The organism is 'Santalum album' aster yellows phytoplasma (assembly GCF_018283495.1).
Lineage (GTDB): Bacteria > Bacillota_I > Bacilli_A > Acholeplasmatales > Acholeplasmataceae > Phytoplasma > Phytoplasma asteris.
Genome location: NZ_JAGVSK010000004.1, coordinates 1 through 17,055, shown reverse-complemented (window position 1 = coordinate 17,055; position 17,055 = coordinate 1). Strand labels below are relative to the sequence as shown.

The 17,055-nt window shown below is 26.2% G+C and carries 13 protein-coding genes; 4 read left to right on the top strand and 9 right to left on the bottom strand.

Annotation, left to right across the window (positions count from 1 at the left end):
* Positions 1-64 precede the first annotated feature (64 nt).
* Positions 65-2,080, bottom strand: a complete 2,016-nt coding sequence (gene ligA / locus KE631_RS01250) for an NAD-dependent DNA ligase LigA (protein ID WP_212509067.1) — start codon at positions 2,078-2,080, stop codon at positions 65-67.
* A 137-nt stretch (positions 2,081-2,217) separates the two neighbouring features.
* Positions 2,218-2,919 (bottom strand): glycerol-3-phosphate 1-O-acyltransferase PlsY, encoded by a 702-nt coding sequence (gene plsY / locus KE631_RS01245; RefSeq protein ID WP_212509066.1) that lies wholly within the window; start codon positions 2,917-2,919, stop codon positions 2,218-2,220.
* 629 nt (positions 2,920-3,548) lie between these two features.
* Between plsY and KE631_RS01240 the strand changes: the two genes are divergently transcribed.
* Positions 3,549-4,154, top strand: a complete 606-nt coding sequence (locus KE631_RS01240; protein WP_212509065.1) for a nitroreductase family protein — start codon at positions 3,549-3,551, stop codon at positions 4,152-4,154.
* A 123-nt stretch (positions 4,155-4,277) separates the two neighbouring features.
* Here KE631_RS01240 and pdxY read toward each other — a convergent pair whose 3' ends face one another.
* The gene (pdxY, locus tag KE631_RS01235; RefSeq protein WP_212509064.1) at positions 4,278-5,144 is read right to left on the bottom strand and encodes a pyridoxal kinase; all 867 of its coding nucleotides are present in this window, start codon (positions 5,142-5,144) and stop codon (positions 4,278-4,280) included.
* Positions 5,145-5,530: 386 nt separating this feature from the next.
* Here pdxY and uvrC point away from each other — a divergent pair, with 386 nt between their 5' ends.
* The 3 genes from uvrC to uvrB all read left to right on the top strand — a co-directional run bounded on the left by uvrC (position 5,531) and on the right by uvrB (position 9,462).
* Positions 5,531-6,322, top strand: a complete 792-nt coding sequence (gene uvrC / locus KE631_RS02570; RefSeq protein WP_249291087.1) for an excinuclease ABC subunit UvrC — start codon at positions 5,531-5,533, stop codon at positions 6,320-6,322.
* A gap of 39 nt (positions 6,323-6,361) precedes the next feature.
* Positions 6,362-7,300 (top strand): hypothetical protein, encoded by a 939-nt coding sequence (locus KE631_RS02565; RefSeq protein ID WP_308507127.1) that lies wholly within the window; start codon positions 6,362-6,364, stop codon positions 7,298-7,300.
* A 143-nt stretch (positions 7,301-7,443) separates the two neighbouring features.
* Positions 7,444-9,462, top strand: a complete 2,019-nt coding sequence (gene uvrB / locus KE631_RS01225) for an excinuclease ABC subunit UvrB (protein WP_212509063.1) — start codon at positions 7,444-7,446, stop codon at positions 9,460-9,462.
* Between the two features lie 45 nt (positions 9,463-9,507).
* Here uvrB and KE631_RS01220 read toward each other — a convergent pair whose 3' ends face one another.
* The 6 genes from KE631_RS01220 to KE631_RS01195 all read right to left on the bottom strand — a co-directional run bounded on the left by KE631_RS01220 (position 9,508) and on the right by KE631_RS01195 (position 16,866).
* On the bottom strand, positions 9,508-9,681 hold the full coding sequence (locus KE631_RS01220) for a hypothetical protein (protein ID WP_212509062.1): 174 nt from the start codon (positions 9,679-9,681) through the stop codon (positions 9,508-9,510).
* Between the two features lie 246 nt (positions 9,682-9,927).
* Positions 9,928-11,358: a hypothetical protein gene (locus KE631_RS02560; protein ID WP_249291085.1), complete on the bottom strand. Its 1,431-nt coding sequence runs from the start codon at positions 11,356-11,358 to the stop codon at positions 9,928-9,930.
* Between the two features lie 666 nt (positions 11,359-12,024).
* Positions 12,025-13,818, bottom strand: coding sequence for an ABC transporter ATP-binding protein (locus tag KE631_RS01210; RefSeq protein ID WP_212509061.1), 1,794 nt, complete (start codon positions 13,816-13,818; stop codon positions 12,025-12,027).
* A complete protein-coding gene (locus KE631_RS01205; RefSeq protein ID WP_212509060.1) occupies positions 13,815-15,539 on the bottom strand; it encodes an ABC transporter ATP-binding protein in 1,725 nt (574 codons plus the stop codon). The genes KE631_RS01210 and KE631_RS01205 overlap by 4 nt, the downstream gene beginning before the upstream one ends.
* Positions 15,540-15,744: 205 nt before the next feature.
* Positions 15,745-16,182: a large conductance mechanosensitive channel protein MscL gene (gene mscL, locus KE631_RS01200; protein WP_212509059.1), complete on the bottom strand. Its 438-nt coding sequence runs from the start codon at positions 16,180-16,182 to the stop codon at positions 15,745-15,747.
* A gap of 540 nt (positions 16,183-16,722) precedes the next feature.
* On the bottom strand, positions 16,723-16,866 hold the full coding sequence (locus tag KE631_RS01195) for a hypothetical protein (RefSeq protein WP_172642355.1): 144 nt from the start codon (positions 16,864-16,866) through the stop codon (positions 16,723-16,725).
* Between the last annotated feature and the right edge of the window lie 189 nt (positions 16,867-17,055).

Genomic DNA, 17,055 nt, shown 5'->3' with positions numbered 1-17,055 from the left:
TTTTTTATTTGTTTTGGGGGTTTGGGGTTCAGTGAGGAGTTTTAGGCAAAATAACGGTGATTTTTTATAATTTAATTTGGCTATTTTCTATAATTTGTTGTAATTCTTTTTCTTCGATAATAGGAATTTGGAGTTTTTGGGCTTTGGTTAGTTTAGAACCAGAATTGATGCCAACTATTAAATAATTGGTTTGTAAAGATAAACTGTTAGTTATAATTGCTCCCATTTGTTCTAAGATTTGTTGGATTTGAAGACGGGAATATTTTAGGAGAGTTCCTGTTAAAACAATTTTTTTGTTGGTAAAAATAGTTTGGGTAGTTGGATTTTGGGGGTTAGTGCTTTGAAAAGAAACTCCTAGTGTTTTGAGTTTGGAAACCTCTTCTAAATTACAAGAATTGGAAAAGTATTGTTGGATGCTTTGGGCAATTTTGATTCCTATTTCTCTTATTTGAGTAATTAATTCTGGTGTGGCTTGTTGGAGGTTTTCGATAGTTTGAAAATGTTTTGCCAAAACTTGAGATACTTTTTTGCCAATATGTTTGATCCCCAAAGCAAATAAAACATCTTCAAATCCTTTTTGCTTGCTTGCTTCGATAGCATCCAAAATGTTAGTAATTTTTTTAGCGCCAAAGCCTGGCATTTCTTGCAAAATATGCTTGTGTTTTTTTAATAAATAAAGGTCAGAAGGTTTGGCAATTAGGTTTTTATCAAAAAAAGCAATGATGGTCTGTTCTCCTAAAACGTTGATATCCATAGCATTTTTTGATACAAAATGAATGAGTTTTTGGATTTTTTGCTCGCGACAATTTGGATTGAGGCAAAAATAATCAACTTCACCTGGTTGTTTTTCTAAAATTGTTTGACAAGCAGGACATTTTTCAATCATTAAAGTAGGTTTTTGCAAATCAGTTCTTTTACTTTTGATAACTTCTAAAATTTCAGGAATAACCGAGCCTGCTTTATGAACTATGACATGGTCTTTTATTCTGATATCTTTTTTGCAAATGTAGTCATAATTATGTAAAACCACTTTTGAGACCAAACTTCCATATACCATAACAGGCATAATTTTGCAAACTGGAGTTATAACACCAGTGCGTCCCACTTGAAAAATGATGTTTTGCACTATGCTTTGGCTTGTAATAGTTGCAAATTTGTAAGCAGTTGCCCATCTGGGAGCTTTGGCAGTGGAACCAATTAAAGAATGAAAGGCAAGCTCGTTAATTTTAATGACAATTCCATCAGTATCGTAGGTAAGTTGTTCCTTAATGGTTTTGTATTTTTCAATTACACTAAGCAAATTTTCAAAATTAGAGACGCAATAATAATGGGGATTTGTGGTAAATCCTAAAGCAGTTAAAAAATCCAAAGTCTCTTTTTGGGTAGGTTTAGTCAAATAAGGAGCTGAAATGCCATAGACAAAAATAGACAAATTTCTTTGAGCCACAATTGCTGAATTAAGTTGTCTTAAAGTTCCTGAAGCAGCATTTCTGGGATTGGAAAAAAGGGGTTTGTTTTCTTGTTTTCTTTGGGCGTTGAGTTTTTCAAAAGCGGGATGGGATAAATAAATTTCTCCCCTAACTTCTAAATCGAGATCTTCTTTTAATCTTAAAGGAATGGTTTTAATGGTCTGGGCATTTTTGGTAATGTCTTCTCCCCAAATGCCATTTCCTCTTGTTAAAGCTTGCACTAAAATGCCTTTTTGATATTTTAAACTTATCGCTACGCCGTCAATTTTTAATTCAGTTAACAAAGAAAAAGTAGGAATTTTTTTGACAATACGGTCATAAAAAGCTTTGAGTTCTTCAAGATTAAAAACATTTCCCAAAGACATCATTGGAGTTTTGTGCTTAATGGTACTAAATTTTTTTTCTACAAAACCACCAATTTTTAAAGTGGGGCTATAAGGAAGTTTGAACTGGGGATAGCGGGTTTCTAAATTGATTAGTTCTTTGAGTAAAGAATCGTATTGTTGGTCGCTTAGATCGGGATTGCTTAGATTATAGTATTGGTAATTGGCTTTGGTGAGTTGTTTTACCAAGGATTTAATTTTTTGTTTAATTAGATCAAAATTTTGCATTGCTTTGCACCTTTTTTATAAATAAAAATGTTTTTGGGGTTGAGAGTTTTTGATTTAGGATTTTTGAGTTTAGGTTTGATTTTTTTAGGTTTTGGTTTTGGTGTTTGTTTTTTTAAAATATTTTGTGTTGATGCTGCTTATTTTTCTTTTTTGAAATTAAATTTATTTTCTGTTCCATTAATAAGGCGCAAAATATTAGAATAATGTTTAGCTATAATAATTAAGGTAGCAAAATTGATCGAAAAGTAAAATAATTCTGTTTTTGGAATCTGGTTTTTAATTGGTCCCAAATTTCCAAAATTGCCACAATACAAATAATTTAGCCATAAAAAAACATTAACTAAAGTGCTTGCAATAATTGAAGCTAACGAAGCATAACCAAAAAGTCTTAAAAAAATAGCAAAAAAAATGATACCAGAAATACCAATCAAAGGATTAAAAGCAGTGATAATACCTACCGAAGTTGTAATTGCCTTGCCGCCTTTGAATTTATTGAATAAAGAAAACATGTGTCCTAAAATAGGAGATATTGCCAAAAGGGAGATTTTTATTGTGGGGTTTGGTTGTAAAAAAGTTTTTGTGGATGGTTCTGTTAGCCAAAATTTTGAGAAATGCAAACAAATTGTAAGAGGCACAAATCCTTTGCAAAAATCTAACAAAAATACTAATATTCCCCATTTTTTCCCCAAAACTCTCAAAGCATTAGTTGCTCCAATATTTCCAGAACCTGTGTTGCGTAAATCTTTTTGTTGCACCAATTTGCCAATAACTAAGCCTGTAGGAATTGACCCCAAAATATAAAAAAACAAGAATAAGAATAAAAACGATAAGTTTTCCATTTTGCACCTTCATTTCATTTATTGTTTCAAAACTTTATCATTTATTTAATGAATTGTTAAGTTGTGATTATTGTTGTAATTATTAGTTGTGTTTGTTGTTAATTTAGTTTTTTTGTTTCATAAAAAATTTAATAATTATGCGTTTATAAAATTAAATAATTTACTATATAATTTTACCACAAACCTTACTTTTCTTTTAATATAATGAGGTTTTTGATTGTCAAAATTAAATAAAATTGTCAGATAAACAAAAAAACCCCAAACTGCATAAACAGTTTGAGACTAAAATTATTCATTCTTTGCTGGGGGCAAATTATTGGAGCGTTTCAGTTAAGTTGATTTAAATGTTATATTAAAATATTAAGTTGTCTAAATAAATGAAACAGTTAGTATTTTAATAATAAAAAATGTTATAATATATTTGGATAATTTGGATTATAGGAGTTTTTTGAAAACAAAATAAGAAACACAAATGCAAACTTTGAAAAAATAATTTTTTGCTGTTTAAATTGTTGTCTTTCCAAAATTACAAATACTAACTTAAAAAATTTTAAAACGATGCAATATTAAAATTATTTTAACTAAATATAATAATCAAGTTGAAATTAACAAAATCTTAGGAGCTTTTTATGGATTTTTTAAAAATTAAAAGTGTGCGCCAATTTTGCGCCAATCATGAAATACCAAATGATATTTTAGAAGCAATTTTGGCTACAGTTTTCCAAGCGCCCTCTGCTTTTAATTTGCAACCATGGCGTTTTTTTGTTTTTAAAGGCGAAAAGAGCAAACAAAAAATAGCTCCTTTTTTATATGGCAACAAAACTCAATTAGAAACTTGTTCTGCTATGATTTTGTTGTGTTGCGATGCTCAAAAAAGTGCCTTAGCTGAAAAAATTTATCAACAAGAAGTTTTACAAAAACAAATATCTGATGCAACCAAATTACAAGTAATTACAAAAATTGATGATTATTACAAACAAATTTCCCAAGTAAAACTGCAAAATGAGTTATTTTTAGAAGGTGGCATCGGAGCGTTGCAATTGATGTTAGCTGCTAAAAAATATGATTATGATGTTTGCCCTATGGGAGGTTTTAACGCAAAAAAAATCAATGAAGGGTTAAATATTGATGTTCGATATTTGCCTGTATTATTAGTTGCTATTGGGAAATCAAAAGAAAAACCCAAAAATAAAGCTTTTCGAATGGATTGTAAAGATTTTACTTTTTGGATGTAGTTGAAGTTGTAAAAAATAACTGCGTTCAAATACTAAAAAAATAAAATATTTCCAAAAATAACATTATGACTGACTTAAAAAGTTGGTCTTTTTTATTAAAAAGGCATTTTTTTAATCAATAATTTAATCGTTAATTTCCATGACTTGAGGCAATTTTGCTAAATTAACTTGTTTATATAAAACAGATAAACATTGCAATTCTTTTTGCTGTGATAACAAAGTATTTAGAACAACTTTATTAAGATAAAAAACAGCATGAGCCAAAGCATTTTTAATATTTCTTTCATATTTCAAATAAAAACCCAGAAAAAGACTAGCAAATAAATCTCCTGTACCTGAAATATCAATGTTTTTTTCTTTGTTGTGAGCCTGCACCAAATATTTTTTTGTAGCATTTGATGCAAACACTTGAAAATATTTTTCATCTTGAAAATTAATACCTGTAATAATTACAATTTTAACTCCTAAATTATGGAAATGATTTGCTACTTTAATAGCATCCGAGACATTATTTATTTTAATACCAGACAAAAATTCAGCTTCAAATTGATTAGGAGTAATAATATCTGCTTGCAAATTATTTTTAAAAAAAGAAGTTATTTCAGGCTTAACAAAACATCTGTTATTGCCCATTACAGGATCACATAAATATAAAATATCAGGGTTCGTTCGTTTAAATCTTGCAACAATTTCCAAAACAGCTTCGCAAATATCTAAAGATCCCATATATCCTGTTAAAATAGCTTGACACTGTTTTTCTACTCCAAGAGCAAAAAGACCTTCTACCAAATCAACTATATTTTGTTTGTTAAAAATTTGTCCTTGCCACTTTTGATAACCTGTATGATTGGAAAATTGAACTGTATTGATAGGCCAAACATCGAAATTCATATTTTGCAAAGGATAAACTGCTGCTTTATTTCCAACATAGCCATATACTACATGAGATTGGATAGAAAGAATACTTTTGGGTTTGGTGGGTATATTCATTTTGGAACACCTCATCTCCTTTATTTGGTTGTTTTTAAAGTCTTTTAGTTTTGATTTTTTCATTTTACTATTTTATAATCTAAAACTATACTTCTATTCTAAATCAAAAATAAACTTATTTTACAATTTATTTATGAATTATTATTTTAGTTTGGAAAAAATCAGTTTATTATCAAAAATACTTCAATTTTTTTTAATCATTTCAAAAAAAGAATGGTAATTTTGATATAATAAAGTTAATGAAAACAAACGAAAAATAAATAAAAAAATAAGCAAAATAAAAATAAGCAAAATAAAAAAACGCCAAAACCAAACCAGAAAATAAAACCACCCTTAAATTGGGTAAAAAATCAAAAAAACAATTCAATAAACGGAAGCAATTTAAAATGTCAATTCTTTTAGAAAAAATAAAAACTTTACCGCCCAATCCTGGTTGTTATCTTTTCCAAAACAAAAATGATACCATCATTTATGTTGGCAAAGCCAAAAATTTAAAAAAACGCGTCCAAAGTTATTTTACCAAAAGCAACAACTTAAAAACAACGATGCTAATTGAAGAAACCCAAGATTTTTTCTACATTATTACTAACAACGAACAAGAAGCCTTAATTTTGGAAGCTAACTTAATCAAAAAACACACTCCTAAATATAATTTCAAACTTTTGGATGACAAAACTTACCCTTATATTGAAATTACTAAAGAAAAGCACCCACAATTAAAAATTTCGCGATTCAAACAAATTCCTCCAGGAAAAATAATTTTTGGTCCTTATCCCAATCTTAAAAACACCAAAGAAACCTTAAAATTGTTGCATCTTTTGTATCCTTTAAGAAGATGTCCGTTAGCATCAAAAAAACCGTGTCTTCATTTTCACATCAATCAATGCCTCGGTGCTTGCGCAGGAAAAACAATTAATTATAAACCCAACATTGAGGCAATTACTAAATTTTTAAAAGGAAATATCAAAGATATTTTAAAAAAATTACACCATTTAATGCAAACAGCTAGCGAAAAAATGTTTTATGAAAAAGCCCAAGAATATCGAGATATTATCTATTCAATCAAACAGACTACCAAAAAACAACTTATCAGCAATCAAAAACTCAAAAATTGCGATATTTTTGCCTATGCATTTAATCAAGACCAAATATCAATTCAAATTTTAAAAATGCGCTAAGGAAATATCGTTGATTCTTATCATAGCGTTTTTTCATATGTGGGCTTTGTGTGGGAAAACATTTTAACTTATCTTAATTGTTATTATCAAAAAAACCTTAAACCAGACATAATTATTACAGGCAAAAGCCAAGATGAAACTATTTTGCAACAAATGATAGCTAACCAAACTTTATTGGAACAAATCTTGCAAACCAAAGTAAATATTGCTCATAAAGGAGACAAAAAGAAACTTTATTTGCTAGCCTTAAAAAACTCCCAAAATGATTTAACTAACAATAATTTAATCTATCAATCCAAAGACCAAAAAATCCAAGAATCCTTAGACAAATTGGCAATTATTTTTAATAAAAATATTAAAAGAATTGATGTTTTTGATAATTCTCAACTATTTGGACAAGCCTTTGTGGCAGCAAGAATTGTATTTAATCATTTTGAATTTGACAAAAAACTTTATCGAACTTTTCACATTAAAGGAAAATTTCCTAACGAATATCAAGATTTTGAAGAAACACTTACACGTTGTTATAACAAATACAAGGAAGTTAAAAATGATTCACCAGATTTAATTTTGGTTGATGGCAGTTTAGGACAGTTAAGACAAAGCCAAAAAACTTTAAAGAAACTAGGCTATGAAATTCCTTTAGGAGCATTGCAAAAAAATAACAAACATCAATTAACTCATCTTGTAACTTTGCAAGAAAAATTAATGTTGGAACAAAACCCTAATTTATTTTATTTTTTAAAAAGTTTAAGCGAAGAAGTCCATCGTTTCACTGTTGCTTTTCACCGCAAAATCAAAAACAAACTAGATTATAAAACTACTTTATCAAATATAAAAGGAGTTGGCGCTGTTAGAAAAAAAGCCATCTTAAATCATTTTGAAAATTTAGAAGCCATCAAAAAATCCACTTTGCAAGATTTTCAAAAAATAGGAATTAATCAAAAGTTGTTTTTGTTAATTAAAAAGAGTTTATAAAAGTGGGTAAATAGACATTTATTAAAAATATTTATAAAAACATGGACAAAAATTTTGGAACACAGAAAAACAACCATCTAAATATTTTGAAATTAAAAACCAAAAAATCACCAAAATAAAAAAACAAACGCAAGGAGCAACAAATGAGTTTAACAAATTTATTTAAATTGCAAAGTTCTTTAAAACCAAGTGGCGACCAACCCCAAGCAATTCAAAAATTGGTTAATAATTTTAAACAAGGTTTACAAGAACAAATTCTTTTGGGAGCTACTGGCACTGGAAAAACTTTTACCATTGCAAATATTATTCAACATTTACAACAAAAAACTTTGGTTATTGCTCACAACAAAACATTAGCAGGACAACTCTACAACGAATTAAAAGCCATGTTCCCCAACAATCGCGTAGAATATTTTATTTCTTATTATGATTACTACCAACCAGAAGCATATGTAGCATCAAGCGACACTTACATTGAAAAAGACTCCAAAATCAACGATGAAATTGATCAGTTGCGTCATAGTGCCGCAGGTTCATTACTTAACCGCGATGATGTAATTGTAGTTGCTTCGGTTTCGTGCATTTATGGAGTAGGCGACCTTAAAGATTATCAAAAATTAACACTACATTTACAAATTGGAGATAAGTACGAAAGGCAAGCATTAATCAACAAATTAATAGAATTAAAATATCAAAGAAATGAAATTAATTTTCAAAGAGGAACTTTTCGAGTAAGAGGTGACATTATAGAAATTATTGCCTCATCTAGCAAAGAAATTGGTATCCGCATTATTTTTTTTGGCAATGAAATTGAAAATATTCAAAATTTTGATGTTTTAAATGGCAAAGCAATTACGAATCTTAAATTAATTACTCTTTTTCCTGCTAGTCTATATGCTACAAATACCCAAAAATTACAAGAAAGTATCAAAAGAATTCGCCAAGAATTAAAGGAACAAATTAATCATTTTGAAAAAACTAACCAACTTTTAGCAGCCCAAAAAATTAAAATGCGCACTTTACATGATTTAGAAATGTTAGAACAAATAGGCAATTGCAATGGTTTTGAAAATTATTCAAGACATTTAGCACTCAAAGAAAAAGGCGAGGCACCATCAACTTTAATTGATTTTTTTGGAAATGAATTTTTAACCATTATTGACGAATCTCATGTAACTATTCCCCAAATTAAAGGAATGTATTTTGGTGATTTTTCTCGTAAAACCAACTTAGTAAATTTCGGTTTCAGACTACCAAGTGCCCTTGATAACAGACCTTTAAAATTCCATGAATTCCAAGCCAAAATGAATAAAGTTATCTATCTTTCGGCTACTCCTGGCAACTATGAATTAACTAAAAAAATCCCCACTGTAGAACAAATTATAAGACCTACTTTTGTCCTTGATCCAGAAATTGAAATAAGACCAACCCACAACCAAATGGATGACCTTTACTTTGAAATTAAACACCAAACTAAAAATAATCAAAGAATTTTGATAACTACTTTAACTATTAATATGAGTGAGGACCTAACTGCTTATTTAAAAAATTTAGGCATCAAAGTAGCTTATTTACACAGTGAAATTAAATCTTTACAAAGACTTGAAATTTTAAAAGATCTAAGGTTGGGAAAATACGATTGTTTGGTGGGAGTTAATCTTTTGAGGGAAGGACTTGACTTACCTGAAGTAGCTTTAGTAGCTATTTTGGATGCTGACAAACAAGGTTTTTTAAGAAACGAAAGAAGCCTTATCCAAACTATTGGAAGAGCAGCTAGAAACATTACAGGCAAAGCTATTATGTATGCTGATTTTATTTCTCCTGCTATGCAAATTGCTATTGAAGAAACTTATCGTAGAAGAAAAATCCAACAACAATACAACGAAACAATGAAAGTAACACCAACTGCTCTTAAAAAAACTATTTTAGAAACAATTTCAATCAAACAAAAAGAAAGTGCCCAAAATGAAAATGAAAATGGTAAAGTTAAGAGACAAAAAAAGTTGCAAACACATACAAATATTACAGCTAAAAATAAAGAAATTAAACGTTTACAAAAAATGATGAAAGAAGCTGCCAAAACCCTTGATTTTGAAAAAGCAGCTACATTAAGAGATTTGATTTTGGAGTTAGAGAAAAAAGGCAAAAAAGATAACAATTAAAATAAAAAAAAGAGCTCCCAAAAGAGCTCTTTATCTTTTTACTTTTTATTTAGTTGATTTAGTAGATTGTTCTTTTGTATTTTGATCTTTTTCATTTTGTTCTTTTTCATTTTCAACAGCTTGTTTTTCTTTTTCTGGCTTACCTTTTCCTTTTGTTTCTGTTTGAGCTTCTTCATCTAAAGCATAAACTTCACTTTGGTTTAGGGTATTTTTTTTCATCAAGGGATTTTTGTAGGCGATTACTGAGTTTTTTCAAAATATTGTTTCTTTTAAAAAAAATCTTTTTCTTATTACCTATATTATAACATTAATAATTTCAATAATTTCAATAATTTAAAGTTTTTTTAAGTTTTTATAATTTATAAATAATTTTATTTATTTTTTTACAACAACAAAAGCCGTCCAATATTAGGACAGCAAAATTAATTAAAAATATTTAATTTAAACTAATTTAATCAAATTAAATTAAGAAAAAAGTTGTAAACTTTGAATATAATTATTTTCAAGATATCTATACCAATATTGACATTCAACTTTATTTAATATTTTAATATCTTTTTTTTCATAATCTTTTTTAAGTTTTAATTTAAGTTTTTGTAATTTAAAATATTTTTTAAAATTCTTATTAAGAAAATAATTTTTTGATTGAATACTAGATAAATTTAAACTAAAATAATTAGAATTTTGAAATTGATTTGAATTCATATAAGATTTAAACAACAAAGTTAAATTATGTGGAATTTTAATATTTCTTTCATTAACTCTTTGTTTAATATTCCATTCAAATATATTAGAAAAGTTAAAATTAACAATTGGAAATGAACTTAATTCTATTTCTTTAATTATATCATAAGGAAATAATGCCAAAAAAGATTTTTGAGGACAAGAAAAACATGTACGAGAAAATCCAAACAAATGACGACTATAAAAATCAATTCCTTTATTAGAATTTGATTCAATTTGTTTATCATTTTTAGAAACATATTTACTAACATATGAAACAATTTTATTAACATAATCTTTTTTATCAAAAGTACCTTTATAAAAAACTTTACATTTACTAATTTCAATTTTTTCAAATAAAAGATTTTTTTTTGATGGTCTAAAAATTTGAACGTTTTGACTAATTGGATTTAAATGTTTATAATGTTTTATATTATTTTTATTCATAACAGATGCATAAGCATTAGCCCAAAGCAAAGTAATTTTTGGCACTTTAACATTCTTTTTCTCGTAATAATTTTGAGGTATTTTAATATTACCTTTTTCATCTATTTTATGCATTAAATAATCATCATAAAAAATACTCTTATTCCCTTTAATAGGTCGGTTTTTCAAACACAAAGCATAATCTTTATCAGTACACAAATAACGAGAATATGCACCAAAAGAATTTAAAACATCAATATTAAAAATAATATGATAATGAATAACTCCTAATTTAGTAGTTTCCAAAGACCAAAAATAACGAAAATCTTGCATTTTAGAATAAACCAAATCTTTTTGAGAGAATTGTTGAAATAAATTTGATAAATAACTTTTTCTCACTAAACGAATAAAACGTTTCCTTACTTGCCCCATAATATCAGGTTCATGAGTATATTTTATAGTTTTACCTTGTAAATCATCATAAGGAGCTGTCAAAGTAATAAAAGATATTTTTTTAGAATCTTTGAAATTATATAAAAGTTTATCCTTAGCATTTTGTGAAGAATCTCGATAATGCCTTAAAATTTTTGATTTTGGTTTAATTTCTTGCAATTTATTTTCTTTTAATTGCTTTTTTAAAGAATAATCAAATTTCAAATCATCATCACTTAATGACAAATACCTTTCTTCTTTTTTTTCTTTTAAATGTTTTTTATAATATTTAATTCGTTCCAAAGGTTCAAACATAAAATAATTAAACCCTTTTAAACGAGTCTCATAACCATTATCTTTTTTTTTTACTTTATAAATATTTTTAGAAATTTCCTTAAATAAAACACATAATTTTAAATAACATTTCTTATAATAAGATTCAGTAATTTGATTAAATTTATGTTGTTTTTCTAATTGGTTAACTTTTTCATTATAAATTTTAATAGTAGTAGATAATTCATCATAATTTTCTATATCTTTTGAATTAGGTAAACAAATTTTTAAATAATCTAAATCAAAAATTTTATCATTTAATCCTTTTATAAAATCATCAGAAATTAATTCTTTTTTTATTAAGGAATAAAAATAATTATAACAAAAGTATATATAATATATGAAGATTTAATTTGTTTCATTTTTTTACTCCTTTTTAAATTCGATTATGATCTCAAAATATTCACTCTATAATAATTTATAGTTTTGAAAATAAATCAATCAAATAATTATCCAGTTTACAACACAAATATAATCTCCCATAATTTTTTTATACATTATCGCAATTGATTATTCTTATTATAACATATCACCTAAAACCAACAACACCAATAAACAATCTTTAAATAATAAAATAATAACTTACAAATAAGGAAAAGACCAACTATTTTTATAGTTGATCTTTATATTTAATATTAATATTATATCTTATTTTTGAAATTGACTTTGATATAGTTTATAATAAAATCCTTTATAATTTAATAATTCTTGATGTGTTCCTTGTTCAATAATAGCCCCTCTATGAAGCACTAATATCTTATCAGCATTAACAATAGTAGACAATCTATGAGCAATAACAAAAGCAGTTTTATTTTGAATTAACTTTTGAATGGCTTGTTGTAACAAAATTTCAATTCTAGTATCTACATTAGAAGTAGCCTCATCCAAAATTAATATTTTAGGATTACTTAAAATAGTCCTTGCAATAGTAATTAATTGTTTTTCTCCTTGTGATAAGTTATCTGCTTCTTCATTAATTTGCATCTGATAACCATTAGGCTTAGTATTAATAAAATAATTAACTTGAGCTTGCTTGGCTGCTTGTATTACTTCTTCATCAGTTGCATCTTGTTTACCATATTTAATATTTTGCCAAATAGTATCTTTAAAAAACCAAGTATCTTGTAATACCATTCCAAAAATAGTTCTTAAATGATCTTTCTTTAACTCGCGAATATCAACTCCATCAACTTTAATAGACCCTGCATTAATATCATAAAAACGCATTAAAAGATTAATTAAAGTAGATTTACCTGAACCTGTAGGACCTACAATAGCTATGGTTTGTCCTGGCTTGGCAACAAAATTAATATTCCTTAATAACATATCTCTTTTATTATAACCAAAAGAAACATTTTCAAAAACAACTTCTCCTTGAGGATTGGCAATAACTTGAGGTTTGAGCACTTCAGGAGCTTCTTCAATTTCATTTAAAAAAGCAAATACTCTTCTAGAAGCAGCATTAGCAGATTGTAATAAAACTGACATATGACCTATTTCAATAATGGGATTCCCTAAACGCCACACAAATTGTAAAAAACATCTAAAAAGTCCTATTCCAATAACTCCTACTCCTAATTTAGTTAAAAAAAGAGGTATATTATGTCCTTCAATCAAAAAAAATCCCATCATACTAACTGCAATTAAAGTAAAATGAGTAAATAAACATACAATTGGCGAAGTTAATCCAGACAAAAAATTAGATTTAAAAACTAACTTTTCTAAATACTTACTTTGATAACTAAACTCTTCAATAACTGTATTTTGTTGATTATATAAAATAATTTCTTTATATCCAGTATATTTTTCTTGTAAAAAACCATGATGATTCCCTGATGCATCAAACCTTTGAATAAAGATTTTCTGTGATTTAGTAAACACTTTATAAATAGCATAAAAGGAAAAAGGAATCATCATAAAGACAATAATACCTAAAAAAAGATGTAAAACAAACATAAAACAAACAATCATTACAATCATTAAAAAAGCAGCTAACATAATAGAAAAAGATTGTTGCAAGGCATTAGAAATAACTTCAATATCATTTGTCATCCGACTCATAATATTTCCTAAAGTATTAGAATCAAAGTATTTAATAGGTAAACGATGAATTTTTTTTTGCACATCTTGACGCAAATCTCTCATCCCTTGATGAATAGATGAAATTAACATTTTATTAAAAAAGACACGACACATAACAACAACAAAATATAAAAATAAATTAATACATAAAATAAAGATAATATAAGACATAATATCATTGCCAAAAAAAGGAACAGCAAAGGAATTTTTATCTTTATAATAATTTTGAATTTTATCAGTAATAAATCTACCTTCAAAATAAAACAAAAAAACATTAAAAAGGCAAGCTACAAAAATTAAGAAAATCCCTAAATTAATTTGTTTTTTAAAAGGTTTTAAATATCTCAAAATTCTTTTCATACAACAACCTCTAAATTTTGGGATTTGGCAATTTCTTGATAAAGAAGACAATTTTTCATTAATTCTTGATGAGTTCCTATAGCTTTCATTTTTCCTTCTTCTAAAACAATAATTTTATCAGCATTAATAACAGAAGTAAGTCTTTGAGCAACAATTAACACTAAGGCTTGATCTTTCATTTCAAAAAAAGCTTTTCTAATTTCATATTCAGTTTTATAATCAAGAGCTGAAAAAGAATCATCAAAAATATAGATATCAGGTTTTTTAAGAAATCCTCTTGCCATAGAAAGCCTTTGTTTTTGTCCCCCTGAAAAATTAGTACCTAATTCACTTACTATTTCATTAAATTTATGATTTTTATTTTGTACAATTTGATAAGCTTGAGCAAGTTGCAATGCTTCTGTCATTTGATTTTCTTGAGGATTTTGTTTGCCAAAAGCTAAATTACTTCTAATAGTTCCTTTAAATAAAACATTTTTTTGAGAAATAAAACTAATTTTATTACGCAAATAATTAAGATCATATTCTTTAATATCAATATCATTAATTTTAATAGCACCTTCGCACACATCATAAAGGCGAGGAATAAGCCCTATTAGGGTTGATTTTCCTGAACCAGTAGCACCTACAAAAGCTACAATTTGTCCTTGTTTCATACTAAAATTAATCTTTTCTAACATGGGTTGTGTAGCATCAGGATAAGTAAAAGTGACATTTTCAAAAGACAAAGTTTGAAAAGGCATTTGCGGTTTTAAAGGTTTACAAACATTTTTAATTTTAGGGGTAATATTTAAAACATTTTCAATTCTTCTAACAGATACCAAAGTTTTAGGAAACATCATAAAGAGTAATAAAAAATCTAAAATAGCAAATAAAACATGAAATTGATAATCAATACATGAAAGAAGTTTTCCCGTAGTAAAATCAGGATGACTTTGAGTTAAATAATATACTCCTACTCCAACATTAATCAAAATAGAACAATTTAAAAACAAATAAAAGATAGGATCAATAGAAACCATAAAATTAAATAATTTAATAGAAAAAAAACTATATTTACGATTTACTTTAGAAAAACGAGAAGTTTCATATTGACTTTGGCGAAAAGCACGAATAGATTTAATCCCAATTAAATTTTCGCGAGTAATAACATTTAATTCATCTAATTTTTTTTGTTGTTGCTGTGATAAAATATAAGATTTTTTAAGAATAATAAATAAGGTTAAAACTAAAAAAGGAGCAACAAAAAGGATTCCTAAAAGCAAAAAAGAAGCTACATAAAAAATAGCAACAACACTAACTACAAGCATAATGGGAGACACAACAGCAGTACGGTAAAAAACAGAAATGAAATTCATTACTTGAAAAACATCCAAAGTAGTATAGTTAAGGATAGAAGAAATCCCTAATTGTTTCATCTCAGTGGGCGAAAAAGTTTGTACTTTTTTAAAAATATCGACGCTTAAATCTTGAAAAAGCAAGGATGATACTTTGGAAGCACAATAATTAAGAATTAGATTTCCTATAAAACCACAACAAGCACATAAAGCTAAAAGCCCTAAAAGTGCGAAAGGATCAATTTGATTTTTATTATAATCAATAATAAATTTACCAATTATAAAAGGAATTCCCAATTCACCACAACAAACAAACAAAACAGCAATTAAATTTAATAACAGCAACATTTTGTATTTGAATAAATATTTCCAAATAATTTTCATTAGTCTAAACTCACAATTCCTTTGTTTATATGGTTAATTTTTTTGTTGCAATTTCTTTCAATTAATAATGGTAAAAAATAAGGATAAAAAGGGTGAAAATATAATTAAAATAATAAAACGTAATAAAAAAAGACTATTAAAAATAGTCCCTTATAATTGCTTTAATAACAACTAAATAATATTTATTGTTAATACTAACTTGCAATTACTTATTTGATTTCAAAATATCTTTAATTTCTTCTAATAAAGCAATTTCTTTATCAAGACTTTGTTGTAAAAGTAACATATTCTTATCGACTTTATCCTTTTGCAAAGGATTTTTCCATGATATTAAAGTTAAAATAGTATAAATAATAAAAGAAAGCAACAAAAACTCTAAAATAGTTTGCAAAAAATTACCATAACCAAGATAAGTATTGGCTTTAATTTCCAATTTCAAATCTTTTAAAGCCCCAGTATAATTAAACAACAAAGAAAAAAGAGGCATAATAATATCTGCTACCAAAGAACTTACAATTTTGGCAAAAAGTTGTCCTATTACAACTGCAACAGCTAAATTAATGACATTACCACGAGCAATAAAAGCTTTAAAACCTTTAGCAAATTGCAAAGATTTAGAGGTAAAATTATAATTTTCTATCATTTCAAAACTCCTTTTTAATAAAAAATTAAAGATAAATTTTGTAATTATTTTAGTTATTGTATCAAAATAAAGAAATAACAAAAGTCACAAAAGGATTCAAAACTCTTTAAAATTTTAGATTTTAATATTTTTATAAAACAATTTTAATAAATAACAAATATGAAAAAATAATTTGAAAAATCAAAAATGGGATGTTTTTTTAAATGGGTTGAAATTCAATTATTGCAAAACTCAAAAAGAAAAACGCAAAACAATACTTTAAAGTCAAAAGACCAACCAATAAAAAACCAACTTTTAACACTTTAAATAAAAGGGATTTTTACATTTGTATTATAACATTTTTTAATTATAAAAATAGCAAAATATCTAAAAAATATTTAATTATAAGTGTTTGGGGATCAGTGAGGTTTTTTCTTTTTTTCTTTATATTATAAACAAAATTAACTAACATATTAAAAAAATATTAAAAGTTCTATAATCTATTAATAAACTAGATATTAAAAAAGGAAAGAAACACACAATATTAAATATTTTATATAATTAACCTAATTCTTTATTTATACCATAATAAAATAAAAAAAGAGCAAACAAATAAGAAATGCTGCCAACTAATCTAGACCATTCAAAAATTTGAATTTCAATTAATCTTTTTTCCTTTTGTTCTTGTTTTTGGGTTTCTTTCAAACATTTCTTTAAACTATTAATTGATTGTAAAACATAAGTTTGTTTTTTAATAATTATTGTAAGATATAAAAACCTCAAACTAAGTAAATAGTTTGAGGTTATAATTATGAATTATGTTTTATTTGTAGTTAATGAATTTATTTTTTACCCTTAAATAAACGAAAAATAATTATAATAATATTAAATACC

Coding starts and splice junctions, on each gene's coding strand:
- uvrC (WP_249291087.1), top strand. CDS start 5,531: ATGTCAATTCTTTTAGAAAAAATAAAAACTTTACCGCCCAATCCTGGT.
- uvrB (WP_212509063.1), top strand. CDS start 7,444: ATGAGTTTAACAAATTTATTTAAATTGCAAAGTTCTTTAAAACCAAGT.
- KE631_RS01220 (WP_212509062.1), bottom strand. CDS start 9,681: ATGAAAAAAAATACCCTAAACCAAAGTGAAGTTTATGCTTTAGATGAA.
- ligA (WP_212509067.1), bottom strand. CDS start 2,080: ATGCAAAATTTTGATCTAATTAAACAAAAAATTAAATCCTTGGTAAAA.
- KE631_RS02560 (WP_249291085.1), bottom strand. CDS start 11,358: ATGTTTGAACCTTTGGAACGAATTAAATATTATAAAAAACATTTAAAA.
- KE631_RS01210 (WP_212509061.1), bottom strand. CDS start 13,818: ATGAAAAGAATTTTGAGATATTTAAAACCTTTTAAAAAACAAATTAAT.
- pdxY (WP_212509064.1), bottom strand. CDS start 5,144: ATGAATATACCCACCAAACCCAAAAGTATTCTTTCTATCCAATCTCAT.
- KE631_RS01240 (WP_212509065.1), top strand. CDS start 3,549: ATGGATTTTTTAAAAATTAAAAGTGTGCGCCAATTTTGCGCCAATCAT.
- mscL (WP_212509059.1), bottom strand. CDS start 16,182: ATGATAGAAAATTATAATTTTACCTCTAAATCTTTGCAATTTGCTAAA.
- plsY (WP_212509066.1), bottom strand. CDS start 2,919: ATGGAAAACTTATCGTTTTTATTCTTATTCTTGTTTTTTTATATTTTG.
- KE631_RS01205 (WP_212509060.1), bottom strand. CDS start 15,539: ATGAAAATTATTTGGAAATATTTATTCAAATACAAAATGTTGCTGTTA.